The sequence below is a fragment of the Photobacterium carnosum genome (genome assembly GCF_002849605.1).
GTDB classification, from domain to species: Bacteria; Pseudomonadota; Gammaproteobacteria; order Enterobacterales; family Vibrionaceae; genus Photobacterium; species Photobacterium carnosum.
Window position 1 is genome coordinate 38452 of record NZ_NPIB01000021.1, and the last position, 23663, is coordinate 62114.

The following is a 23663-nucleotide window of genomic DNA, read 5'->3' on the forward strand; positions in this document are numbered from 1 at the left end:
GAATTATTTAGATCTAGGGTAATTATCTTTATGTACCCAGTAATCACTAATACGGCCTCGAATGCCTGATTTACAATGCGCACAATGATAAAACGGGTGCGCATTGGGTTTCGATTTCCTTAGTTCCATCATGTTACTGCAGCACATCAAGGGCAACGCTATTTTCTCAGATTTGTGCCCTTTCTCATTATCATCTAACAAACTGAACAACCACAAACACTTTGTACGTGCTGGTTCGTTGATCTCAAGTATAGAGTCAAACAAGCCGTCATCGACAGATTCAATATCAACCTGCAGATCAAAGCGTTTCAGTACATAAACGATGTTTGTCATATACTCGCTCATATGCTCGGTACTTATGTCACTACACCGTAATTGCTCCCGAAGTGTTTGAGCTATTCCCTCTATACCACCAGCCATAAATACCTCTATTTTGCTATTGAGCTTATAATTAGGATTGAATTTATTACGTTTTATTTTTGTTTCTTATGGCCATAAGAAACATTCGATAGGTTTTAAAAGGCAAGTAAGGCCACCTTTAAAATAAAACAAAAAAACGACCACTCTCCAGGGAGAATGATCGTTCTTATTGTTACTGATAAATCAGCTTTAGTTTAAATTAGATAAATATCTCGTTATGTTTTTGCAAACAACAAAATCAAGTTAAAAACCAATCCCTGTCAATTGTGGAAGATTTAGAAGATTTTCAAATACAGCCACATCAACACCACGTTTAGATACAACGTAACTACTATGATTACTAGCAACACATTGACCATCAAGAAATATTGCTACTTTTGGTGATAGCTTTACCTTGAAATCCATCATAATGGCTTCAATAACGCTCCCTGTGGGATTGTCTTTACTAACCAATGGATAAGTTGAATTAAACTTGTTTCCTTGCTCGCGTTTGATTACAGGTGCATTAACAAAGTTAGTTCTGAGCTTGCGTGACTGTATTTGTTTTTGTGGTGATAAAGAAAGCCATACTTCATAAAGGTCACAATGATTATCTGCAAAAGAATGAATCATATCTTGATGATTAATGTCGTTTTCATTGTCGAATGGAAATATGGACTCGTAATCATCATCTACGGCAAATGTGGTAACGGTTCTATTTATTTTATAGTCATGGCGATAAAAGTTACGAGATAACTCATTTAATGAATTAATCATCGACTCTACTGCTTGTTGGTCGAAATTAGTTTCTGTATTTACATGTGCCGGTTTAAATCTTATTGGGCGAAAGGTATTAATCACAGCACCATCGTAACGATAGCAACCATTTAAGATTGGTAATGTGTAAATAAGATCATGCTCTACATCATCACGTATTACCACGCTCAGTTGTGCAGTACGGCCAAACTCAACTTTGTATTCATCCAGCGTTGAGTGTTTACATATCCCATCAATAAAAACAGCAAAACCATCATTGCCAGAATCAATACCGGACTCAACATCTTCGATTATTTCTCTCAGGTATTCAGGATCACTAAGTTTCACTGATTCTAATAAAATCTCAGCATTCGCATGAGTTTTCTTGCTTCGAGTATCTATCCATTCATAAGATAATGTCTTAGCAGATATTACAGGTCGATTGTTGGCATTATACATCTGCTTATGCCAAGCATCGTTTAGATATTCACAATCAATTATTGTTATTGCGCTAACAGGAAAGTTTGCACTTTCATTGTATTGTGTTTTATCTAACTCGATTGAATCTTCTAATAATGGAAAGATGTTACGTCCATTGTTATCTTTCGCAATAGCAAACATATAGGTCGAACAAGAGGCTGTTTTATATATGTTTATCTTATTAGCAATGTAATTCAGATCGGCCATTACCATCTTTAATTCAACAAGATCAAAACCAGTCACATCGAACGGTTCAAATACTTCGCGTGTTTTGTCATTAAAGAAAGCAACATCATCGTTATCTAATAATGTAATTAGGTAATCAGCGTTGTTTTTGCGGTACACAACATTAAGTTTCGATAGGCGCATTAGATTATTCCTTATTGGGAGGTTGGATATAGAAAAACAGACAGCGACTAGTTATCTATTTTATTGGTTTGATTGTCTCTTTAATCAGTAAATTAGAAACAGATGCCCGTTATACCGCAGATATTGAGTAATGAGTTTCGTTGATTTTCTTCACTCAAAAAATGGTCGATTTCATCAATATCGTTATGAGCTAATTTACCGCCTACAACAATTGAAATATTCCATTCTTCTGCTTTCGTATATGGGCAGTATTGCTCTGATAAGTACGATTTAATGTATGTTTCTAAATCGCTAATTGCATTTTCACTTTCTGGATTGTTAATCCTTGGGTACTTAAATGCAAAACCGTCAGGCTCATACCATGATTTAGCGTCACTACTTTTCAGTGAGAACGATTCAACTCCAAGTTTGTACATTGTCTCAGACGATAGTTCTTGCTCAAAATCATTTCCACAAATAGGAAACAAAGCAGTATTACCTATCCTCATTACTCGGTTATAAGCACGATTAACATCGGACTCATACTCAGCAATCATTGAGAAATGATTAGTTACATACGCCATGCTACGCGCAAGCTTTAGTGCGCTTCTAGTCGTAAAGCCAGATTCAATTAGATCTACAATTCCGAAAAAGTTACCAACTGTCCAGCGATCAAAGCAGTGATTACCGTTTAGGTTGATAGTAGGGAAAAACAATAACTCTCTATGTTTTCCATCGTCAGTAATGAGTTCAGCAATAAAACTTAAAGTCTGTTTTTTCAGGTCGGGTAAGAAGTTAGAAAGCATTCGTCTTCCTGGGGATTAGATGTAAAAAAGCCCGTATTCACGGGCTAAGATTAGATAGGCAGGAGTACAAACTAAAGCTAAGTTAGCGAGTTTGCACAATTGATAAGTTAACTCTAATTCACTAGTTGATATTCTTTTACAAGGCTATCAAGTGAAATTTTAAGCCCTTTATTCAAATTACGAATCATGGTGAGTGTTAAACCACGCTTACGTTTCAATACCTCAGACACGCGGCTACGTGTCCCTAAGTATGGCACTAAGTCTTTATCTTCTAACCCTAACTGCTCCATGCGAAAGCGGATAGCCTCAATTGGATCAGGCGGAGAGAACGGATAATTAGCTTCCTCAAACGCTTCTACAAGAGTCGAGAGCACTTCTAATTCATCAAACTCTGCTGTATTTGGTTCAGCATCCCAAAGCTGCTCGATACGAGCTAAAGCCGCACGATTATCTTCTGCTGTTTTGATTGGTTTAATGTTCATATATGCCTCTTTTAAATGGTCGCAGCGTCTACTTTGTCATAATCGGCATGAGTACCTATAAAGCGAACGTAAACATTTGAAACATTGTAATTAATCGCGGTAATTAATCGGTATTTATTGCCATGTATATTGAACACAACACGATTATTACCAACAAAAGACGCATTTCGATACTTTGTTTTAATGTCATTTGGCGTTTGCCAGTTTGCTTTCTTAACTTCTGCATACCATGCAAGAAGCGGTTGTTCTGCACCGGTATGATTAGGCTGTTCCCAAAACTCACGCAAAGTTGAACGTGATAATATTCGCATACTATTCCCTTATTCCATTATTAGAAATGATTAGATGTTAGTCAACCAAGTTTTCCCATTTTGGGAAAACTTGTGTTGTGAATTGAATAAAACCCGTAAACATACGGGCTAAAGTTAGATAGGCTGGTGGACTTTAAAAACTAAAGTCATATTCAATCTGGTCATTGATAATAATGAATGTTTTACCGAACTCAGCATGATCACATACGATAGACCATGATTGCTCACAACCATCAAAGATGGAAAAGTTAAAGAAGCCATGCTTTGCAGCAACCTCACCCATCAATAAAATCAGGTTTTCTTCAATCAAGTTTTTAGCTTTTTGGTGGTCTTCATACTCATAATCATCATTAAGTAATGATTCCTTATGTTCTGTTCGCACTTCATTCTTAAACTCAAACTCGGCAGCTAATAATGCAGCATTAATAGCTTCGTATGCTTCGGTTTCGTTAACGGTAGATACTTCAATGATATTTAACATATAGATAATTCCTTAGATATGACGAAGCGATCCAGTAATTTTGAGAACTACAGGATTACTTTTTCTTTGATAAATAGTGGGATTTGCACAGCTAGGTGTACAAAAAATTGATAAAAAAATGGATTTGATTGCGTGAGTTAGCTTGATGCTAAGATTGATTGCTGAACCTTTCACAGCGTGTCGGCTTTTGTAGAATAGCTAGAATAATCATTTGGTTTATATATATCAAATCATTTGTCAGACCACAGTAATTTCAGAAACATAAAAAGCCTCGCCAGATCGCTAATTGCGATCTAACGGGACTAATTACTTAATGGACTGATTCTACGATTAACCAACCCATCTGCTTATCGACACCTTTAACCATACATGCTTGTGTAGCGAAGTTAGAAATAAAATGGTTGAAAACAATAGTGTCGACACTTGGATACGGAGTCAAACACGCTATTGTAGTGAAAAGTAGCGACAATACAGTACAGTCAATAGACTCTAAGTGACCAAAACTACTAGCGCCAGCCAAAAACACTGGATTTTACTCACTACAACTTGTATCCAAGTTTGCATAATTTACTTTAGATGGAGCGTGGTTTTTCTTACATGTCAAAGGGAACATACAACCATAGATAAGTTTCAATTTTTAATGTCATCGCTGTAGTCTTTTTTGTCATGGTTTCAAACTTATAGGCCAACTTCATTGTTCAAATATAAAAAACGTAGCATTATCCCATTGACGATGTTGCTTTTGTTTCGATTTAAATTAATAGCTATAGGGTTAACATGTTTAGTGGAACCAATAGAAATACGCTTCAAGCTGCAAAAGATCTTGTAAGTTTAAAGTTACAAATAGATGAAAAAGGACGAACCTCGCCTTCTGATATACCAAGTGATTTGCATGGTCCTTGTTCTGGAGGAGAGTATGGACCATTATTTGGAGATGGTTTTTTGCATAACATTATCCCTTTTTATGAATATTTAGAATCATCTAAAAAATCAATTAATGTTATGAATGTTCCTACTTTACAAACAATGGGATCTAGTTGGAGGATTTGGCCTGACCCTAATATTTCTGAAGAAGATAAAACAAATATTCTAGAAAGACTCTGTTCTGACGTTGAAATTAAACAAACACATTACACTCACATCCCTGAATTAAATTTATTTATTGCTCATGAGGGAAAAAATAGAGTTAATTTTTTTCGATTTCACAACATTGAATATATTCCAGCGAGGGTTGCTTTAGAGCATTATCCAGCTCCAGAAAGGATTACAGTTCATACGTTAGAATTTGCAGGACAACAAGATGTTTGGGCTGTTATTGATGAACAATACGCTCAAAAAATCAACTATTTCTCTTATGCTTTACCATTACTTAGAGCTTATGGAGTTAAAATTACAGATAGATGGCCAGAGCATTTTCCCGATATTATCGAGTTGATTGCATATTCAACAAATACGATTCAGAGTAAAATTTCTAACTCACACTCCATTGACTTGAATGATATACAAAAGAAGAAAAAACAAAAAAAAGATACTTATGAGAGAAGTGAGGCTTATATTAATTGTAATTATATCGAATTGGATACCAATTACAGATTATTATCTTTTGTTAAATTATACATATTCCTTGTCATATTATTTATAATATCTTTTTGTTTACTACTAAATATAAATAGTGAATTTTTTGAAAAGTTTTGTATTTCTTTGCTGTCATTTATTTCTGCAATATTTTTTTTTATAACTGCCCCTATTATCCGATGCAAAAGAAAAAACCTTAGAGATAAATAATATATAACATCATTTAAGATAATTTTAAAAAACACATATACCTAAATATTAGTTCTGAATTTAACCATTCAGAACTAATAAATCGAATAAAGACCTTATTCTTGGCAATTTATAAATCAGAGCTGCTTTGTAATTACGATACGATAGAATCGCTTGGTGATCACACTTTGCTAGCCACGATAGCTAGCTCGTTGTTGGACAATAACGACTTAGAGTAGATACCCTATAGTCCCGCTTTCAGATAACTTCTCGAATCCCAAAATGACAAAGAGACCACCGTTAATGGAGGTGGTCAATTTGCAAGGAATTGGACATAAGCTGCATCCCCCGAATTACGATGTCAGATTCACTTTATGCAGATTTTTACGAAGAACATGCAAAGCATGGTTTATCCCTGGAACACATTTGCCCCCAAATTGCTTAAAGTGGGAAACTCCTTCGGTTAGTAACAAGATCTTCAACCAACATAATCTAAACCAAATATTGAAGAGTTTTGAGTCGTCACTTAAGCAAATAGTGGATTGAGTCGATTTCGGGCCATAAAGCTAGTAGACCACCCAAATGGGTTTTAATGCGGTAACGTGGTAACTCGTATTGAGATGTCCTTTGGTTGCTCAAGAGAATTAGTCGGAACTCATAAGGCGCTGTATTTTAAATGAATTTAAAATGTATGATACCATGATATTATCAAACTATAACCATATCACCTTGAGACAAAAGGAAATTCTATGATTAACTATCTCAATACGTTGTTTGCAGATTTCAGGTTGTATAGCCTTTTTGGGGATGATGACAATTTCACCGTAACCCAACTATGGGTGTTGGAGATCGAAAGGGAAAGTTCGAGCGAGCTGCGCTTCCTATATGCTCGAACACTACCAAGTACCTATCAATCGGACACTTGGCAAGGTAGCGTTAGTACCAAAACACAACTCTATGATAATTGCTCAGTCAAGACTCATACCTTGACACTTCATACCTCTACCAAGAAATTAAAAGCTTTCCTTGAACACTTCATCAACGGAGCACCGCTCCAGAAAGCCAGCCAACTCGCCGAAGTCAATATCAGCGACAAATTAGCCAATACAGTAGGTGTGAATACATTTGGTGAGAGTCCCCTCATTCGCTCTGTAATGCATCTGCCGACACGCGATTATTATCAATTCCAGACCAGTCGGTTAAGCCCAACTAGTTATTGTAGTGTTGACAGCGGCGCAATTTCTCCAGAGGACAAACCAAAGATATTCAGTGTCCCTGAGGGATGTGACATGATGATTGCCGAAGCTGCGTGCCAAGCATTAGATGCTGATACTGGCTTAGATTTCTCCAAAACGGATTCCTGGAGAATTAGTGACTTCGAGTTCATTTGCGCTCCAGGACTAAATGCCGCAGAGCGGTGTAAGTATGATATATCCTTGAAAGGCAAGCAGTCGTCTCTGACACTATTCGAATCATTAACTCGAGAACCCTCGGATTTATTAGTTATTATCAAAGCTTACAGTGAGGGTAGCATTCAGTCCTCTTACATTACCAACCTCAGCAAGAGCTCTTCTTACCCACTCCATCACCAGTTTGAACTTAAAGTGTTTCAAAACCAATCTAGCACAGCTTATACAATGGAAATCTATGCACTTGGACCTAACGGAGAACATTCATCCCTCCTGCTTCAAACGGGCAACCATTTCATGCGCCAAATGAATTGCAATTTACAGCTAGTTGAACCCATCAGGGCATACGAGCAATTCTCATGGTTGGACAAGGAAGTACCGAAAAGAGAAAAGGTCAAATTGGAAGCAGCCAAGCAGGTTGGGCGTGCTATTCGCCCCTCTCGATCACAGATGAGCGATTATACAGCTGATCCATGGGTTCCACTTAATCGGCTCATCCAAGATAGAGTCAGGCAGCTATGCCCCAATAAATCCGACGGTCGGTTCTTTCCCACTCTCAACAATAGCAACGGTATGAGCCGTCTTGAGTTAAAGGACTGGCTCAAGAGCATCTTCGAACAATATCACGACGCGAAAATCGCTTGGATCGATCCGTATATGGAGGACGTCGGTATTGAGCTTCTCAACAGGTTGGGTACAGCTAGCGCTGATTACTTGATCATTACGACGGAGAAAACGTCTAATGATGATAGTACAAAAGAATCCGGCCAGCCCACCCGAGTTGACAATCTTCTGGCAAGATGTTCGGGCTGGAACAATGGCTATTTTGGAAGCGTTCATCTCAAGGTACTCGCAGTGCCAGAGAGTAAACTCCATGATCGCATGATCCTTATTCGCTCCGCCAATGGTCAGCCTTTATCAGGGTATCATCTTTCAAATTCAGTTCAGAGGGCCAGCGAAAACCACCCTCTGCTAGTGACCCCAATTCCTCTGGACGTGGTTCCACATGTATTTGAGTATGTTGATCAGATTATCCAAAACACACTCCATAGAGACGATAAGACGCCGCCTCCAGCAAGGATAATTTTCAATTCTACCGATATTAAGCCACGTGATGAAGAAAAGCCCAAAGGGTTGAGCCACAATTCTTCATTCGCTGAACCACAATGCGCCGGTAGTGTTATAGCTTGGTGGCTCGACGACGAACAGCTCTCAGATTTTTCCGGTTCCGAACTCATGGAGAAGATGAGTGCTAAAGGATACGTTAAGGATGGACAACTAGATCCTGAGCACTTTGACGCTCTTCCGGCCAAATTCTGGAAGGAAGGGCTACCAATGGCAGATTTCCACTCAGCCTGGGATGCCCTTGGTTGTGTGATAGCAAACTCCCCAGCTAGTCGCTATTCCGGTAGCCTCTACAATAAGGAGCAGTCGGTATTATCCGAACAAGTGAAGCTTGCACTGTTGGAGCACATCTCCCCCTCCAGAGCAAACGCGCTGCAACCACGCCTCACAAATAAACAACTTGATATTGAACACTACCGTTCTCAGGGACTTATAGAACTGTTGCTTTCAAAATGTGACCAGTTTAGTACATTCACATACTCACCCGTAGATACCTCATATAGCGACTACTTCTCTATACAGCTCCTATGGTCGGAAGCTCCAAAGCAGTTTGTATCTTGGTTAAATACAATACTCTCTAAACCAATCAAGCAACCTCGCTCCCATGCGCTTGTGGTTGAAGCCCTTAAGCATATTTGTTTGGTTGTTAGCTTCGACAAGCATCAAGAGCAAATTGATGCACTGTTGCAGAGTAATGTGAGTGTCATAACCTGGATAGGACTTCATGCACTTGCAAAAAACATTAATGGAGGCGATTGGGGGATTGAAGCACTCTCGAAAATTGAGCATATCACACCTTCCGCTGTTCGACGTACCATCCAGTGTTGGCTGATCAACGAAGCTAACTACTTCAATTCGGATATTAAACCACAACTCATCGCTTCGTTAACTCAATCGTTGGAGGCACCTCTCAAAGACAATGAGCTCAAGGATATTCTTCTGCCCGTTCGTAATCACAATGGCAGACTGCACCATTTCAAACCATGGATTCTTGAATCCATGCTTGTTCCTATGCTGGAACAAAGAATAATAGACATTACTCAAGTTGCTCATCAGTGGTTGACAGAGCTGATTAACCAATGGCAAACGGCGCTCAAGAATAACCGCCTCGATTTCATGCTTGAAACAGACGGTGCGTTCACAGATGAGCTGGCTGTGTTGACCAAATACATAAGCCCTGACGTTCGAGAGAAAATTTTCAGCAAACTCCAGAAGGTTTTTAATACGCTGGCTCGAACTATCAGGAGACCGATGAGCGCTCAAATAAGCTGGAACTCATACAGTAATGCGCATCAAGTTAACCTATGGCTCTATGCATTCGCTAATAGGATGGCAGAGTTGCTACCTGATAAGCCATCACCTTTGAATGAGCTTTTGTTGGAAAGCAAAGAAATTATAGAACGAATTTCCCCATCTACTTGGGACAGTTTTTCAATCAACAAACTCTCTATTTACGCAATGGATGATCCCAAACATATTAGGTCACATAACCTTCACCAAATTATTAAGAACACACTCACCACGCACTAACTCCTGTTTGTTAAGTAGTAAATTGGGCCACTTGAGTTGATTGTAGTGGCCACCCTAAAATGATCGCGATATAAAGGCTTCCCACATTTTTCTTATCCGTGTAGAAGGTCTGTTGTTTTGCTTCTAACGTAAAATTATCTAGTTTTTAGGTATGCTTTTCTGTGGTTTCGCATAACTATGCACACGAAAATGACTCGTTGAGAACACCGTTTTTGAACTTTTTTGGGAGATTCCTTTCATCCTCCTGCACTACCAACCATGAGTACAAGTACTGCTATTCCCATGGCACGATTCGCTACTGAGTAATAGCGTTAACAAGGAATGGGGCACAGGCTTTTCAGAGGAAAAGCCTGTAGCAGATCCCGCCTGTCAGCAGTCTGTTTTCTCAGATAACCTCAGAGCGTCTTCTAGCTCAACGCCAAGGTATCGAATTGTGTTATCTAGCTTCGAATGTCCAAGTAAGATCTGTACAGCCCTGATGTTTTTCGTTCTAGCATAGATTAAAGTGGCTTTAGTACGACGCATGGAATAAGTGCCGTAATAGTCAGCATTCAATCCCAGTTTTTCAGCCCAGTTTCTGATAATTGAGCGATAGAATGAGTAGCTGATAGGTTGCCCTTTGCGGCGACAACTTGGAAATAAAAAGCTACTTGTATCTAGGGAAGCAGAGTAAACCCACCGACTAATACTCTGTTGTGTTCTCGGAGTAATCTCATAGTGTACATCTGTACCTGTTTTTTGCTGGGTGCATTGAACCCTCTCATAGATCACTCCTTGCGAAGAAACATCATATACGTGCAGCTTTAGTAGATCACTCGCCCTCAACTTGCTATCAATGGCTAGGTTCAATAGTGCAAGTTGCATTAGGTCGTTTTCAAGCTCTAGCCTAGTTCTGATTCGCCAAATCTCTTCCAACTTGAATGGTCTTTTTATCCCGCTGCATTTTCCTGATGATAACTTTCTCATGTTGACCTCCTCTTAGGTGTTATTGGTCAACATAAAGTCTGGTTATTGACTACAACAGTTGTAGCAGTTTCGATTACTGTCGTTCAGGACGTGCAATAACGCCCATGGACAGAAACGTGTTATCGAAAATTAACTATCTGTAACCTATAAATAAATTCAAGTATGACAAAAAGAAGTTGTTAGGTTTGGACGTAAGTTGTAATGTCATGATTTTAATGCAACCAAGAGCACATCGAGAGTTTTAGGAAATAAAGCTTTGTGGTGGCGATTAATGAGGTGTCTATGTCACTACATGAAACAGTTGTAACTCTAGAGGAGTTACAGGGACTAAATCTAGCAAATATCTTGTCTGAAGTAGAAGAACACTCATACCACTACATCGAATCTGCTTTCGCAGCGCAACAAGAAAGCGTCCCTGCCCGATTGTTAGCCGCTGCATGTTCAATGCACTTTACCCCACGAGACCCCAAGGCTCCTTTCAAGCCCAAATTTGTATTGGAAGATCGTAGAGGCTTGATAGCTAGTGACTTCAGCGAAGAGTCACTTTCGGCACTGAAAAACTTCTGCCCAGAAGTTGAAAACCATGAACTACGAGCTCGATTAGCCGATATTGCATGGATTACGAAGTCTGGGACTATCGAGCATGCTTATATGGCGATAGAAGCGTATTTAGAGTCAGCTAAGCAACTTGCTGATAAATCTGATTCGTGGGTTCTGCCATGTGAACGAATTGAGCGTGCCCTACGCCTGAGTTACATGTTCAGACGGGATAATCAACGTCCTGATTTGTTCGAAAACGTATCTCAGTTCCTTCTTGAACTATTCGAAGTACATAAAGAATCTGAGAAGTGCTTTTTCGCAATACGCTTGTTAACTCTTTGCCTTGAGTTTGATATCAAAGAGGCCGATTGGATTTACGAACAAGCTCTAGAGCTAGCGATATTGAAGTTTGAAAGAGGCGATTACGACTCATCCATTAATGCAAACGAAATAGCTTTAGATGCAGCAATATCTATGCGAGACAAAGAAAAACAGATTGCTACTTGGCAGTCTATTTCTGAATGTCATGTCAAAGCGGCTGAACATTATCAGCAAGGTATGATTGCCGCTGGACGCTTGCTCAAAGCAATTGATGCTTTGGCTAAAGTACCTGGGACTAAAGAACAAAGACTGGCTCTATATGAAGAAATGAGAGATCAGCAAATTGAATCGTTGCACGACCTTGGTCTTATCGTTACTGACGGACAAGATATTAGTCAGCTTGTTAATACTGCTATTGCCAACGTGCAGAGTGTTGACTTTTTCGATGCTATTTTCCGCTTGGGTACTATCACAAGACCATCGAACATAGAGCAGTTAAGAGAGCATGCAGTTGAGCAGATGCAAAATAGTATCTCATGGATGTTCGGCACGACTCATCTAGATCATGAAGGTATGACAACAGCAGTAATTCCTGCTGGCCTTGGTATTGAAGGTGACGATAATGGCCTACGGTGCTGGAGCATTATGATGCGCAACATTGGTATTGAGCACCAGTTAGGTGTGCAAGGCCAGATTATGCCAGCTCTGAATGAAGTCACCACCAAATACGTTGTTACAGAAGAAGCAATTAAGCAAATCTGTTCAAATCATCCATTCATACCAAACGGTCATGAAGAATATTTTGTGAAAGGTCTATTGGCGGGTTTCAATCGAGACTTCATGACTGCTTGTCATTTGCTAGTGCCGCAAATTGAGAACTCTCTACGCTATCTTGCACGTCAGAAAGGAGAGGAGCCTTCTTCGTTACATGGTGACGGGTCACAAGAACGTAATGGTATTAAAGCTCTGCTTGGGCACCAAGCGATCATTGATACTTTGGGGTCTGATTTAACCACCAACTTACAGGTAGTCCTACTTGATAAAGTTTATGGTGACTTGAGAAATCAGTTATCTCACGGGCATGTACCAGCATCAACTTATTGGGGAACAGCTCCTAAGTTTCTGTGGTGGTTGGTGTTACACATAGTGATGATTCCATATGCTAAACAATGGAAAGAGCACTACAAGAAAAAAATGCAGGAATAAACGATTCAGCGGGAGGCAAATAGCTCCCGTTTTTAGTCTAAGCGGTGAGATACTCTTCCAGCATCACTTCGCATTAATAATATTCTCAAAGTTCATCGTATCTTTATTGTTAATGATGTTGAAGCTCAAGTTCTTGTTTATAGTGGCAGAACCCAATGTATTGAAGGGTTAAACGGTTAAATGAGACGTAATTTTTCACTATGCGAACCATACCTCTTCGGATAAGTTTTCGTAGTGAAAATTCGCAATAACAAGGCGTGAATGACTTTTTACTCTAAATTGAAAAGGGGCATAAATTAGTTATACTGATTACTTTAGAAGTGGCAATTTTAGATTAGAGAATACTATGGTAAAGCATGATACTCCTGCCAATGTTATAAAAGATTGTTACTGATTCTTTAGTTGTTTAATTGAGGGTCATTAAGCTATTTTCATTAGTCATTAACTCTAAAACTCGTAATTCACCCAATGTATTGAAGCCAGCAATGCTGCAAATAAATGAATCATAAGCCTCTAGGTTGATTGGCATCACCACATTGCAATCGGTATAGAAAGCAACAATGTGGCCATTAATCGGATTTGTTACAGAAAAAGCTTTTACACCACCTACTGAGCGTTCAGATAAAAGGTCGCTAATAAATGAATCGAAGTCGATAGACTTATAGTTGCAATCATCATTGTTAATAACTTTAAATAACAGTGCTAGTGACGTTTCCTTAATAACTAAGGTGAAGTTCGTCATTGAAACAGTTAATCGCTCAAGGTTGTTAAATTTATTACAGGGCATTTCAATAATTCCATTCAATCAGTTACGAGTGATACTTTACAGCTAAATGCTGTTAACGATTTTAATAGTACGTTAGGCTAATATCGCTTTAGCGTCTTACATGAGATCACGCGACTTGAACCTGACTTACAACAATAAAAAAGTTGATCTTCTTCTTTGCCAAAAATTAGATAGCCGATGTAATAACCATCATCTGTATCTTTATAGCTTTGCTGAATATTTTTCTTGGTTGGACTAAACATTTTTTCATTTGTTATTGGGTTATGTGCAGAGAACAATGCTAATTCTGAATGCTGTTGGCCATTACACAATAAATGCCGACCATACGATGTATAGTTAGGTATTCTTATCCGCCCCTCATATTGCTGATACCACGGTTTTGATAAAACTATAGGTGGGCAACCAGCACTACCCTTTGTATTAATTGCTGTAAACTTATCGCCCACCTCAAGAATATCGCCACCAGCTAATTGAAATGGCTTGTTCGTAATTCTGGATTTATGGCTTTTGTTTAAAATAACTTTAAAACAAGAATCCATATTCAAAATTTCAAAGCCAATTTCTTTATCATTAAGGCTTGTGATTAATTCGTAGCGACTTATAGGCATAATTAACCCTTACAACATTTGCTGTAATATGATGAAAATTTTTTACTTGGTGAGCCAGTTAACGGGGCGATAAGAATAAATCACCCCTCTCTCATTATATGGTAGTTGGTGTTACTTCTTGTTAATTGCGCCCTTATCAGACGTATCTAGGCCAAACTTATATCCGACCAGATCTCTAATTTCGACAAAATCAATTACAGAACAGATCTCAACATCATCTAACGATCTTTCTTCTAATGTGCCTGTTAACTCAAAAGCAGATAAAGGTGCATTGCATACTGGACGCTGAACATTATTAAGGTTGACTACAAACACGCGGCAATTTTTAAAGCGTTCATACTTACGTACATTCTCAATACGCTTACTTAAATCAGCTAGTGGTGTGTTCAATTCTTCATTTGTGACGATTAGCACTTCTTGTTTAGTGTTATGACGAGCATCATCATTTGGGTAGAAGAAATTAATACAGAAATGGTAGTCAGAACCATTTTTGATAATGAAATCTGTCATAGCCGATTCTTCTTTTGTTAAATCGTCAGCAATGCGTAAATCACCGGCACTTGGCATTAACTTCCACAACGGCTCAATAGAAGAATGCCTACGGAATGTTGAATAACCAGCCTCAGCATAACCAGTGATCACAGATAAAGTAATTAGTTCATCAATAAACGAAAACGCATCAATGCTAGACGCTTCAACTGCACTAATCGCCTTACCATCAACCGAAACAACTCTTGAACGCTTATTTGTTTTTGTTGGGGAAAATAGAGACTCAACTAACAATGATTTTAGCTTGGTAACGTGCGCTTCACTTGTATCTAAAAGAATCGCTGTATTATTAGTTGATTGAATGAAGTCAGTATTGGCAATAGATTGCTTTATTTCTGATTGATTACGAACGTTAAATAAGGCACTAACAACATAATGAGCAATTTCACTACGTACAATGGCTTTAGATAAGCCAGAAAAACGGCCAGTTTTGTGCAGTAAAGGTTGTTTTTGTGCCAGGTGATTAGCAATAAAATTTATTTGGGCGTAACGCGCTGCGGTAAGTTCATTAACGCCAATATTTTTAGTGTTGTTCATCTTTAGATAATTCCGTTAAACCTCAATTCGACTGCAAAAAAGTTTATCATAAGCCAATGAAATAAAAAGGTTTTTCTCATTTTTGCAGCTTGCAAAATTACTTATATTATTAAGTAATTACAACAACTTAGCGATTTATTAATGTTGCTAATTACAATTTTCAAAATCTTTTTTATAGCTTGTGAGAAATAACACTCTTATTTTCAGAAAAAAAAGTAAAAAAAAGGACTACCGATTTGGTAGTCCTCGTTATTAGCTATTACTAGCGTTGGGTAAATTAGATAAGTTTATTGCCAAATTGAACCAGAAACTGGCTGAATGTTGAGTAAGTCTGATATTGGTGTTACTAAATCATCCAAACTAAAACCACGTATCTCATTATAAAATAGCTTACCGTTAATCAACATTGCAGATTCATAAAGATGATTAGCGACTTTCTCTTTAGCATGGTCACAATAACTCTTAGTAAATTCATCCAAAACATCAAAAGCAGCATCCTCAAGATCGCTTTGAACGTTATGAGAAATGTCAGTATCAACATGGTCGTATAAACCTACTCTACTTTGTGAATTAGGTAGATACGCATTGGAAATTGTATTGGGCATATCTCTTGGATCTAATACGTAATAATTATAAAAGTAGCTGTTACTAATAACATCTTCATCAAAGTGAGGAATGATCGGTATAGGACTTTGATCGCTACTATTAGATAGCATCCCCTGATCATGTTCATTTGCTCGATAGATAACCTCAGTTATACCTCTAAAATCATCTTCAACGTGAGATTGAAGATAGCCAAGCTCTTTCACTATGGTCTTTACGCGATCCGCTTGCTTTGTGTGGTGTGCGTCTGTATTTGATGCCTTACTTTCAACTCGAATAGATGAAAAATATTTACGAGTTTCAGCATTGGTGGTTAGCTTGCCATTTACCGTGAATAACGGAGTAATGTAAAAACCAACATCACCCTCAAGGTTATATATTTTCTCAATAACAATGCCAGTAGTAGAACGGTACATATTAGATAATTCCATGATTTGATCTCAAAATTAGGTTGGTAGATTTAGGTTGATTACCAGTAATGATACCTCTCTCTTTGGACACCATTACCATGACAAAAACTACACTTGTTTCCGCAGTAATAACAGTAGCCACTACATGCGCCACATTCGATTAGCTTGTTACGAAAAACATGCTTAAAGAAATATTCGGTTCGCTCACGTTTACGTTCATGGAACGATAATTTATTACAGGAATGATATGGACTAAGCCCAAAAGTAGATAAAGAGGTTCTCATTGTTAGATAATTCCATGATTGGTGGTTTGATTATGTTGTTTACAAAAACTAATGAAAGGTAAAACCAGTAACGGCATTGAAATTAAGTAGCGAAGCTAATTCATCGGCATTAAATACCTTAAAGTCGTTTATTTCGCTTTGGACAAGTTCACCATTCACCCAGATCGCGATCTGTAGTGAATTGAGCTCACCTAACTGACTATGTTTAACAGCATCATAGACTGCATTTGATATAAGATTCTTATTTTGTAATTCACCTATATTCACATTAATTTCAAATGGCGCATTCGCTCCATGTTCATCACCAAAGTTGTTATAACGGTATGGTTTATGGTCTGTAATTGTGGTTGATAATGCATTAATCATTTTGTAATCGTCTGCATCATCTTTGCCAAAGTAAGGATATATAGCTGTCATTTCATTAGAGCTTGGTTGAAATATATATTGAGTTCCGGCACTTGCTCTAACTGACGTTATTTGAGTTAACCAAAGTTTCTTTCCATGCTTTAATCCCAAATGATTTAGGTCAGAAACAAAGTCACTAGCTATTTCAATACCAATGCGCCTACGTTTGCTTTTTGGCTTTATATCAGGGATTAAAAAATTGGAAATATAACCTCTAGTTGATTGACTATTTAAAAGTCTACCTCCGTTATCAATCATACAAAAAACGATGTAATTGGCAGGACGATTTGAATACCGTTTCTGCATCTTTACAGCGAGAGTTACGTGTCGATATTTATTCTGCTCTTCTATTGGATTAGTCATTATTAGATTCGTTTTATGTTGGACGTACTAAAAAAGGTTGGATTATTGTTGGGTGATAGATTATCCGCTAATAACTGTAACGGGCAGCTTATAAAAATGGAAAATAAAAACGTGGCTAACAAAAAAAAAGAAATAAAAATACTTGGTAAAAAAAAGAAAGCAGCCATAGCGATTATTGCAATTTTGGTCGCTGGCGGTAGTTTTTACGGTGTTTATAATGCACAGAAAATAGCAGTATCTATTGCTTATTCTAATTACACTTCGGAGCTAAATAACGTCCTTGGTTTTCATCTAATCTCGACCAATACCAACTATGGATTGACTAAATCAGATATGGTGTCTGAGTTTGAAATTGACCCAAGTATTGGAGCTGGTGGCAATCCATCTGCACCACAGTCTCGTCTTTTATTGACGCTTAACACGACCGTTAAATCATCATTTTTACATATTAAGTCCAATACAACATTAACACTTAAAGGCGCACAGCTAAAAAGTATCATTCAAAACATAAGATCAGGGAAAATAGTATTTAAGAAAAATGGGCAAGTGCTAAACACAGTCCAGGGATATGACACAATCCAATTACCAATAACGATTGATACCAATGCCACTTCAAATCTATTTTCTTTTACCAACTTAATTGATACTGAGTTGGCTGCTATTGAAATTGTAGGAAATGGATCTATTAATGCGCATCTACGTTCATCTGAATCTAACTTGTTAATCGAAATGAAAGATGATAAATCAGCAGTTTACAAGTTTACTTTACCCTCATTAATTGCCACCGCGAACGGATCAAAGATTGCTGAAATTGAAAACTTAACGTTCAAGCAAGAACATAGCAATAAAGGTAACGAGGTAGCAAAATCCACATGCATAAATGGATCAAAGTTATCCATAGATTTATCCGTACTAGGTCAACATATGTTCCGTGCTGATATAAATGGTTTAATGCTGAATACTGATACGTTATTAGATAATAATGAGCCAACTATGTTCGCAAGTACAACGATGGATATAGATAACGCCTATGTTCCTGCTGCACCATTTGGTATTGATAGTGTTGATAAATTATCTATGACTATTTCTTTTGATCACTTGGACAAGAAGACCTTTTCTCAAATGTGGGAATACTTATCAAAGGGTAATAGAAGAAACTATGGCTCGACAAACCCTTTTGATAATTTCTCTAAGGTTTCACCATTCAATGAATCGAATGAACCTATCCTCAATGGTTTGAAGTTTGATGCCGTAATACAAGCAAATATATACGGTAAAAATGCAAATCTGCATTGGAATGCTGACGTAGATAAAAACTATGAAAATATTGCAATGAAAGACTTTTTAACATTACAGAAAGCATTAAGTTCAACAATGACAATTAATGCACCTTTAGAGTTGTACAGTAAATATGTTGGTGCAAACAAACGTAAACAACAAGTAAAAAACAAAGAAATTATAATTAAAGATGGTTACGTAGATACCACTATTCAATATAAAGATGGTAAAACCACGATTAGAAATATCGAGTAACGATTCGCTTTATTAAAAGCTAATAACTGAGTTCATATAGGGGCAGTAATGCCCCTACATGATAGAAAAGTTAGATAGCTTTTAACAAAACAAACCAACCACTGCTGGAATAGTTAAAAGTGTAGTTAATAATTCTTTGTGTGTTTCTGACACATTTTCTTTATTCTTTACTATGTGATTATCTTCATTTGAGCGATCAAATTCGGACAATTCAGAGTAAACCAATATACCATTTTTAAAAACCGCACCTTGGCTATTCTTCAGTCTGTGGAAGCAAGAAACTTCATAACTTGTCTCTTGTGGTAACGAGCAAGTTTTGAAATTAAGATCATGTACTATCTTGTTTGCATCACCACGCCACCCTTGCATCATAACGGCTTTGTTAGTGACCAGATTGGGCAGATATTTAAGTGACTTGATCACTTCAACAGCATATCTCCTATTCTCAAGAAACATATCGTTCGTCATATCTGTATATATAGCTGTGTTGTCAGTATTTTTTAATGTTAGATAACTCATTGTGTTAATGATTTCTGCTTCTGTTTCCATTAGTGATAAAACATGATGAAGCTCTTGTATTACACCTCTTACCTCTTTAATACTTGTGTCATTTGGTAATTTAAATGATGAAAAGTATTTAGCTGTGAACGACCGTGAAAAAACAAACTTATCGTTCAAGTAAAGGAATGGTGTTATTAGATAGCCATTTGACGCTCTATGGAGCGTTATAAGCGTTTGATTAAAGTTAGTGGACAAACTCATTAGATAAAACCCAAAGAAACCCATATTGTCGTATGAGTATGAGGATAGTTAGATAAAAAAAAGAGCCAGTAACAATGAATGTTAAAGGCTCTAATTTATTGCAGATTAATTTGCTAATATTGGATAACTTTCGTCCCAATAAGTAATTAATTTGATCATTTTAGTTTTAAAATCATCACTGCAATTGTGCCATAGTGATTGAGTATTAAACTCAATACTTTGGTCAGTGGTAGCGGTAAATAAGTGGTTAGCATTACTTATATAGTTAAGACTAATAAGAGCCAAACAATCAGTTTTACCACCAGTATTAATGGCCTCTATCGTTTTGTTTAATAGATTGCCAGTTGTTTTAACTAAATCAGCATTAGTAATGATTTCAGAAGACGACTCAACGACCATTACATACGCCATAATTTTATCACCAGAACCAACAGAGAAATTCTTAACCTGCTCATTTTCATTAACAGCTACAACGAATTTCTTGTTTGATTGAGTAGTGAAAGAGTAGATAAATAGTTTTTGGATAGAGTTAGACATTAGATTTTCCTTTTGGGGATTTTGATTGGATAGTTAGATAAATGGTATGCAAATACAGCTAATGATTTGTTACTTTATTTTGTTCACTTCAATTTCTAATTCTTCAACAAATAAAAGCCTATGTTCAGCTTCTAATAGTTGTTTAATTTGATTTCTCAGTGTCGTTTTTGCTTTTAACAATTGTTTTGCGTTATGAGTGCTTTTGGTGCAAGTAAAATCAATTACGTTAATAGTCGCATTGATTTTAGCAATTGCAGCGGCAACCGATGCACAAGCATTACTTACATCTAATTGGATATTTTCTTGTAATTGGATAAGTGTATGGTTCATGATTTACCTTAAATAATAGATATGAAAAAACCACCATCATTAAAATAATGTGGTGTGTTTATTGGATGGTTTAAAAAAGTTAGATATAGGTGCTATGGTTAGCGAGGTTGGATTACGGAGACTTTAACCGATACGTCTGTCAATGAAACTTGAATATACATTTTTTAAACAGTAATTGGAACATTCGCCTAAAAAAAAGTTAATCCTGTACAACCAAGATTGTTAACCAAATTAAATTCTTTTTGTTTCTGTTTGGTTGTGAATGTCTCATTTTCTATTTCACTCAAAATCACTTCACCATTTATCAGCAAAATAGATTTATGGTATTCGTAGTGATTACCAGCATTCATCACATTTTGGTAAAGACTGATAAAGTCTTCTGCCGTCTTAATCTCATTAGACAAATTGTTTAACGCTTTCTGAATATCGCTATCTAATGTTTCAGCAATAAGCGTAATAATATTGTCGATCTTTGGATTAGTGTTGTTGTAGGCCACTTTTTTAACGTAACCCTGTAACGTTGGAATACGCTCACCAGTAACGCCAAGCAAAGGTATCATGTTGCGTTGCTTTGACTTATCACTCCCCTCGCAGCCAAACAAGATTTCATCCTGCTCGATAACGATTAATTCATCATAATCATGCTGAATCAAAGTCTCATATTCTTTGCTTATCGTGATAACTAAATCAGCAAAATTTTCAGAGGATAAATCATTTTTTGACATAGGTAGTCGTGGGAATACATCTCTTAAATATTTATTTTCACCTAATCTTGAAGTGAATAAACCATCGTTATTACGGACGAATGTTAGAATAGATTGGAATCCAGTATGTATATCACTTACAACACACTGTATAGATTTAAAGTTGTTCATGTAGCACCTGATTGGGTAGTTAGATTATAAGTTAATTGGAGATAATGCTAAGGCATCAAGCGAACCAATAGACGCACGGATTGAGGATATAGAATCATTATCAGCTATTGATAGTTCATGCATTGAAAGTTGAGCTATTGTTGAATGAATCATACTGTTATTTTTGAAAACAGCAAATCCATCATGATTAACTCGCTTGAACGAACTTAATCCAGAATCAATGATTGAGATAAGTGAATCATCCTGTTCATTATCTGAGAAGCTAAAAAATACATATCCATTTTTTAGTTTTTGTTTATAACTAAAAACCTTACGGCTATCAGTCATTTTACTAACGATAGTTGGGGTAATTAGTTCTGTATTAAAAGCATGTTTATTTATAGTTGGTAGCATTCGTTCGTTTTGGTCTTTACAAATGTGCGCGATGTTATTACAAGCAATGACCCCATTATCATTAATAGCAAAGTTCGTTAGGAGCGCATGTAGCTCTTTACTAAAGGCTCTTACGTAAAACTCAACTTCGCTATCGTGAACATCAAATGATGGTAGTGATAGGTATTTTATTGAACCCTCACTAAACTCAATTAGATCTCCATATTTAGTGTCAAGACTGATTGGCGCACAAAAAGCCAAATTAACTAAATCGCCAGTTGTGTGTCGTGTTTTATTTACAATTAGATATGTATTTAGCATGGTAATTCCAGATTAGATTAATAATGACCTTTACGTAAAGGTCATTAATTGGGAGTTAGAAAATTGTGTCTTCACTATTAAAATCGTTACAGTAAATGCTTTCGATTTCTTTCATTGAAGTTTTAAGTTGATAGGTAAAATTGGATAACAATTGAGAAATTTCTCGTGGGCTATGTATTTCGATAGCCTTACTGGAATGTAAAGCTAAAACCTCTAAAACACCTGTAACAAGCGGCATATAGCAATCGCTATTAATACGATTATTTGTATTGATTAAATACGGATTGCCATTAAAAGTAGGGAAGAAAATTTCAGTCTTAGCAAACGTAGCAAAACCTTGGATTAAACAAGGGCTAAATTCACCGCATACTGGGACTAAACGACAGATTTCATTTCGTAGCAGACTAACTAGATGATCTAGTTCACTGACATTTGCGGCCAGTAACATTTTCTCTAATTGTTCTGTGTAACCTGCTTGTTTTACGGCATAAATAGGTAATTCAGAATCAGCACCAAAATCATTTACATCTTTATCAGTCGATAACAAGGCAATAATCTGGCTGTACCCTTTCAACATATTTACCGCATTCAAATCCCGTACTATATCCATTGTAACCAGGTCACTTAACTCAACTAGTGAGCTTGTATCGTTCGTAACATTAAATTGTATATATGATTGAACAACTTTAAGCGTGGCTTGATGAATAGAATTTTGCGCGGAATACTGTGGCATACCACCAGCATAAGAATAATCTCTAATGTCAGGGACAATTACGTAAGGTACTGCGCCAAGCTCTGCATCATATTTGCCAACATGTACGTGTGTTTTGATGTACAAAATCTGTTGGATTTCATCTGCATGATTAAAGACAATCTCTTTCCTTAAATTCGACACTGAACGATGAACATTACGCTCACGTATGGATGCCACTACTTTTTTAAGTTGCTGAGAATTAGCAATTTCATTTGCAAGAATTTTACCAGCGACACTCGGTGAAGAAAGGTAAAGTTCTTGAGCCAGTAAAGAGTTGATATTCATAGTTAGATAATTCCTGATGCTTAAAAAAAAACTCACAAGTACCAAAGGTAAGTGTGAGTTTTTGAGTTAAGTGTTGGTTTTATTGGGATAGATAATTAGGTGTATGGATTGGGCTGTTAGTTAGATGTAAGCAAGAAAAGCTATTTACGCAAGTTGCTAATTGCTGAATCAAGATCTTGTCTAGCTTCGCTAAAGTCAGGAAGACTAAGGCGAGGATAAGTTATAGCGTAATCTAGTGCGTATTCTTTACATAAACCTTTAGCTTCTGAAATTGCACAAGCAAGATCAGTACCTTTTAGGTTATGACATTGAACACGATTAATAGATTTACGTACAAGAGCACCTTTTTCAGCATGTTTTTTAAGAACTGCAGTAAACATGGGTAATTCCTTAGATTAGATATTGGGTTTATTACAGACGCAAA

23 protein-coding genes are annotated in these 23663 nt (G+C 37.0%); 4 read left to right on the plus strand and 19 right to left on the minus strand.

Annotated elements, in window-relative coordinates; all coding sequences use genetic code 11:
• Positions 1-3 precede the first annotated feature (3 nt).
• The 6 genes from CIK00_RS15400 to CIK00_RS15425 form a co-directional block, all read right to left on the minus strand.
• Complete coding sequence (locus tag CIK00_RS15400; protein ID WP_144043175.1) at positions 4-333, minus strand: hypothetical protein; 330 nt, start codon at positions 331-333, stop codon at positions 4-6.
• A gap of 330 nt (positions 334-663) precedes the next feature.
• Positions 664-2004, minus strand: a complete 1341-nt coding sequence (locus tag CIK00_RS15405; protein ID WP_065208002.1) for a hypothetical protein — start codon at positions 2002-2004, stop codon at positions 664-666.
• 92 nt (positions 2005-2096) lie between these two features.
• On the minus strand, positions 2097-2789 hold the full coding sequence (locus CIK00_RS15410; RefSeq protein WP_065208001.1) for a hypothetical protein: 693 nt from the start codon (positions 2787-2789) through the stop codon (positions 2097-2099).
• Between the two features lie 113 nt (positions 2790-2902).
• Positions 2903-3271, minus strand: coding sequence for a helix-turn-helix domain-containing protein (locus CIK00_RS15415; RefSeq protein WP_065190186.1), 369 nt, complete (start codon positions 3269-3271; stop codon positions 2903-2905).
• Positions 3272-3282: 11 nt separating this feature from the next.
• Positions 3283-3582 (minus strand): type II toxin-antitoxin system HigB family toxin, encoded by a 300-nt coding sequence (locus CIK00_RS15420; RefSeq protein ID WP_065190187.1) that lies wholly within the window; start codon positions 3580-3582, stop codon positions 3283-3285.
• Between the two features lie 133 nt (positions 3583-3715).
• Positions 3716-4063, minus strand: a complete 348-nt coding sequence (locus CIK00_RS15425; protein ID WP_065208000.1) for a hypothetical protein — start codon at positions 4061-4063, stop codon at positions 3716-3718.
• Positions 4064-4840: 777 nt separating this feature from the next.
• On the opposite strand from CIK00_RS15425, the gene CIK00_RS15430 reads away from it, so the two are divergent.
• On the plus strand, positions 4841-5848 hold the full coding sequence (locus CIK00_RS15430) for a hypothetical protein (RefSeq protein WP_101769597.1): 1008 nt from the start codon (positions 4841-4843) through the stop codon (positions 5846-5848).
• A gap of 728 nt (positions 5849-6576) precedes the next feature.
• Complete coding sequence (locus tag CIK00_RS15435; protein ID WP_065207998.1) at positions 6577-9891, plus strand: VPA1262 family protein; 3315 nt, start codon at positions 6577-6579, stop codon at positions 9889-9891.
• A 369-nt stretch (positions 9892-10260) separates the two neighbouring features.
• On the opposite strand, the gene CIK00_RS15440 is transcribed toward CIK00_RS15435, so the two are convergent.
• Entirely contained in the window at positions 10261-10857 is a 597-nt protein-coding gene (locus tag CIK00_RS15440) for a tyrosine-type recombinase/integrase (RefSeq protein ID WP_065207997.1), read from the minus strand.
• Positions 10858-11139: 282 nt separating this feature from the next.
• Between CIK00_RS15440 and CIK00_RS15445 the strand changes: the two genes are divergently transcribed.
• Positions 11140-12924: a DUF4209 domain-containing protein gene (locus CIK00_RS15445; protein WP_065207996.1), complete on the plus strand. Its 1785-nt coding sequence runs from the start codon at positions 11140-11142 to the stop codon at positions 12922-12924.
• A 406-nt stretch (positions 12925-13330) separates the two neighbouring features.
• On the opposite strand, the gene CIK00_RS15450 is transcribed toward CIK00_RS15445, so the two are convergent.
• The 5 genes from CIK00_RS15450 to CIK00_RS15470 all read right to left on the minus strand — a co-directional run bounded on the left by CIK00_RS15450 (position 13331) and on the right by CIK00_RS15470 (position 17470).
• On the minus strand, positions 13331-13711 hold the full coding sequence (locus CIK00_RS15450) for a hypothetical protein (protein ID WP_065207995.1): 381 nt from the start codon (positions 13709-13711) through the stop codon (positions 13331-13333).
• Between the two features lie 77 nt (positions 13712-13788).
• On the minus strand, positions 13789-14319 hold the full coding sequence (locus tag CIK00_RS15455) for a hypothetical protein (protein WP_065207994.1): 531 nt from the start codon (positions 14317-14319) through the stop codon (positions 13789-13791).
• A gap of 111 nt (positions 14320-14430) precedes the next feature.
• Positions 14431-15405 carry a hypothetical protein gene (locus CIK00_RS15460; protein ID WP_065207993.1) on the minus strand — a complete coding sequence of 325 codons (975 nt, stop codon included), beginning with the start codon at positions 15403-15405 and terminating at the stop codon, positions 14431-14433.
• A gap of 287 nt (positions 15406-15692) precedes the next feature.
• A complete protein-coding gene (locus CIK00_RS15465) occupies positions 15693-16439 on the minus strand; it encodes a hypothetical protein (RefSeq protein ID WP_144043176.1) in 747 nt (248 codons plus the stop codon).
• A 311-nt stretch (positions 16440-16750) separates the two neighbouring features.
• Complete coding sequence (locus CIK00_RS15470; protein WP_065207991.1) at positions 16751-17470, minus strand: hypothetical protein; 720 nt, start codon at positions 17468-17470, stop codon at positions 16751-16753.
• Positions 17471-17485: 15 nt separating this feature from the next.
• Between CIK00_RS15470 and CIK00_RS15475 the strand changes: the two genes are divergently transcribed.
• Entirely contained in the window at positions 17486-19003 is a 1518-nt protein-coding gene (locus CIK00_RS15475) for a YdgA family protein (protein WP_065207990.1), read from the plus strand.
• A gap of 81 nt (positions 19004-19084) precedes the next feature.
• Here the strand turns inward: CIK00_RS15475 and CIK00_RS15480 are convergent, their stop codons facing one another.
• The 7 genes from CIK00_RS15480 to CIK00_RS15510 all read right to left on the minus strand — a co-directional run bounded on the left by CIK00_RS15480 (position 19085) and on the right by CIK00_RS15510 (position 23619).
• Positions 19085-19552 carry a hypothetical protein gene (locus tag CIK00_RS15480; RefSeq protein WP_156731364.1) on the minus strand — a complete coding sequence of 156 codons (468 nt, stop codon included), beginning with the start codon at positions 19550-19552 and terminating at the stop codon, positions 19085-19087.
• Positions 19553-19870: 318 nt separating this feature from the next.
• Positions 19871-20302 carry a hypothetical protein gene (locus CIK00_RS15485; protein ID WP_065207988.1) on the minus strand — a complete coding sequence of 144 codons (432 nt, stop codon included), beginning with the start codon at positions 20300-20302 and terminating at the stop codon, positions 19871-19873.
• A 69-nt stretch (positions 20303-20371) separates the two neighbouring features.
• The gene (locus CIK00_RS15490; RefSeq protein ID WP_065207987.1) at positions 20372-20632 is read right to left on the minus strand and encodes a hypothetical protein; all 261 of its coding nucleotides are present in this window, start codon (positions 20630-20632) and stop codon (positions 20372-20374) included.
• A gap of 188 nt (positions 20633-20820) precedes the next feature.
• Positions 20821-21507: a hypothetical protein gene (locus CIK00_RS15495; RefSeq protein ID WP_065207986.1), complete on the minus strand. Its 687-nt coding sequence runs from the start codon at positions 21505-21507 to the stop codon at positions 20821-20823.
• 24 nt (positions 21508-21531) lie between these two features.
• Positions 21532-22200, minus strand: coding sequence for a hypothetical protein (locus CIK00_RS15500; protein ID WP_101769599.1), 669 nt, complete (start codon positions 22198-22200; stop codon positions 21532-21534).
• Positions 22201-22255: 55 nt separating this feature from the next.
• Complete coding sequence (locus CIK00_RS15505; protein WP_065207983.1) at positions 22256-23239, minus strand: hypothetical protein; 984 nt, start codon at positions 23237-23239, stop codon at positions 22256-22258.
• Positions 23240-23379: 140 nt separating this feature from the next.
• The gene (locus CIK00_RS15510; protein ID WP_065207982.1) at positions 23380-23619 is read right to left on the minus strand and encodes a hypothetical protein; all 240 of its coding nucleotides are present in this window, start codon (positions 23617-23619) and stop codon (positions 23380-23382) included.
• Between the last annotated feature and the right edge of the window lie 44 nt (positions 23620-23663).

Bases quoted from the DNA above. Each gene is read 5' to 3' on its own strand.
- CIK00_RS15400 (WP_144043175.1), bottom strand. From the start codon at position 333: ATGACAAACATCGTTTATGTACTGAAACGCTTTGATCTGCAGGTTGAT.
- CIK00_RS15405 (WP_065208002.1), bottom strand. From the start codon at position 2,004: ATGCGCCTATCGAAACTTAATGTTGTGTACCGCAAAAACAACGCTGAT.
- CIK00_RS15410 (WP_065208001.1), bottom strand. From the start codon at position 2,789: ATGCTTTCTAACTTCTTACCCGACCTGAAAAAACAGACTTTAAGTTTT.
- CIK00_RS15415 (WP_065190186.1), bottom strand. From the start codon at position 3,271: ATGAACATTAAACCAATCAAAACAGCAGAAGATAATCGTGCGGCTTTA.
- CIK00_RS15420 (WP_065190187.1), bottom strand. From the start codon at position 3,582: ATGCGAATATTATCACGTTCAACTTTGCGTGAGTTTTGGGAACAGCCT.
- CIK00_RS15425 (WP_065208000.1), bottom strand. From the start codon at position 4,063: ATGTTAAATATCATTGAAGTATCTACCGTTAACGAAACCGAAGCATAC.
- CIK00_RS15430 (WP_101769597.1), top strand. From the start codon at position 4,841: ATGTTTAGTGGAACCAATAGAAATACGCTTCAAGCTGCAAAAGATCTT.
- CIK00_RS15435 (WP_065207998.1), top strand. From the start codon at position 6,577: ATGATTAACTATCTCAATACGTTGTTTGCAGATTTCAGGTTGTATAGC.
- CIK00_RS15440 (WP_065207997.1), bottom strand. From the start codon at position 10,857: ATGAGAAAGTTATCATCAGGAAAATGCAGCGGGATAAAAAGACCATTC.
- CIK00_RS15445 (WP_065207996.1), top strand. From the start codon at position 11,140: ATGTCACTACATGAAACAGTTGTAACTCTAGAGGAGTTACAGGGACTA.
- CIK00_RS15450 (WP_065207995.1), bottom strand. From the start codon at position 13,711: ATGCCCTGTAATAAATTTAACAACCTTGAGCGATTAACTGTTTCAATG.
- CIK00_RS15455 (WP_065207994.1), bottom strand. From the start codon at position 14,319: ATGCCTATAAGTCGCTACGAATTAATCACAAGCCTTAATGATAAAGAA.
- CIK00_RS15460 (WP_065207993.1), bottom strand. From the start codon at position 15,405: ATGAACAACACTAAAAATATTGGCGTTAATGAACTTACCGCAGCGCGT.
- CIK00_RS15465 (WP_144043176.1), bottom strand. From the start codon at position 16,439: ATGGAATTATCTAATATGTACCGTTCTACTACTGGCATTGTTATTGAG.
- CIK00_RS15470 (WP_065207991.1), bottom strand. From the start codon at position 17,470: ATGACTAATCCAATAGAAGAGCAGAATAAATATCGACACGTAACTCTC.
- CIK00_RS15475 (WP_065207990.1), top strand. From the start codon at position 17,486: ATGTTGGACGTACTAAAAAAGGTTGGATTATTGTTGGGTGATAGATTA.
- CIK00_RS15480 (WP_156731364.1), bottom strand. From the start codon at position 19,552: ATGGAAACAGAAGCAGAAATCATTAACACAATGAGTTATCTAACATTA.
- CIK00_RS15485 (WP_065207988.1), bottom strand. From the start codon at position 20,302: ATGTCTAACTCTATCCAAAAACTATTTATCTACTCTTTCACTACTCAA.
- CIK00_RS15490 (WP_065207987.1), bottom strand. From the start codon at position 20,632: ATGAACCATACACTTATCCAATTACAAGAAAATATCCAATTAGATGTA.
- CIK00_RS15495 (WP_065207986.1), bottom strand. From the start codon at position 21,507: ATGAACAACTTTAAATCTATACAGTGTGTTGTAAGTGATATACATACT.
- CIK00_RS15500 (WP_101769599.1), bottom strand. From the start codon at position 22,200: ATGCTAAATACATATCTAATTGTAAATAAAACACGACACACAACTGGC.
- CIK00_RS15505 (WP_065207983.1), bottom strand. From the start codon at position 23,239: ATGAATATCAACTCTTTACTGGCTCAAGAACTTTACCTTTCTTCACCG.
- CIK00_RS15510 (WP_065207982.1), bottom strand. From the start codon at position 23,619: ATGTTTACTGCAGTTCTTAAAAAACATGCTGAAAAAGGTGCTCTTGTA.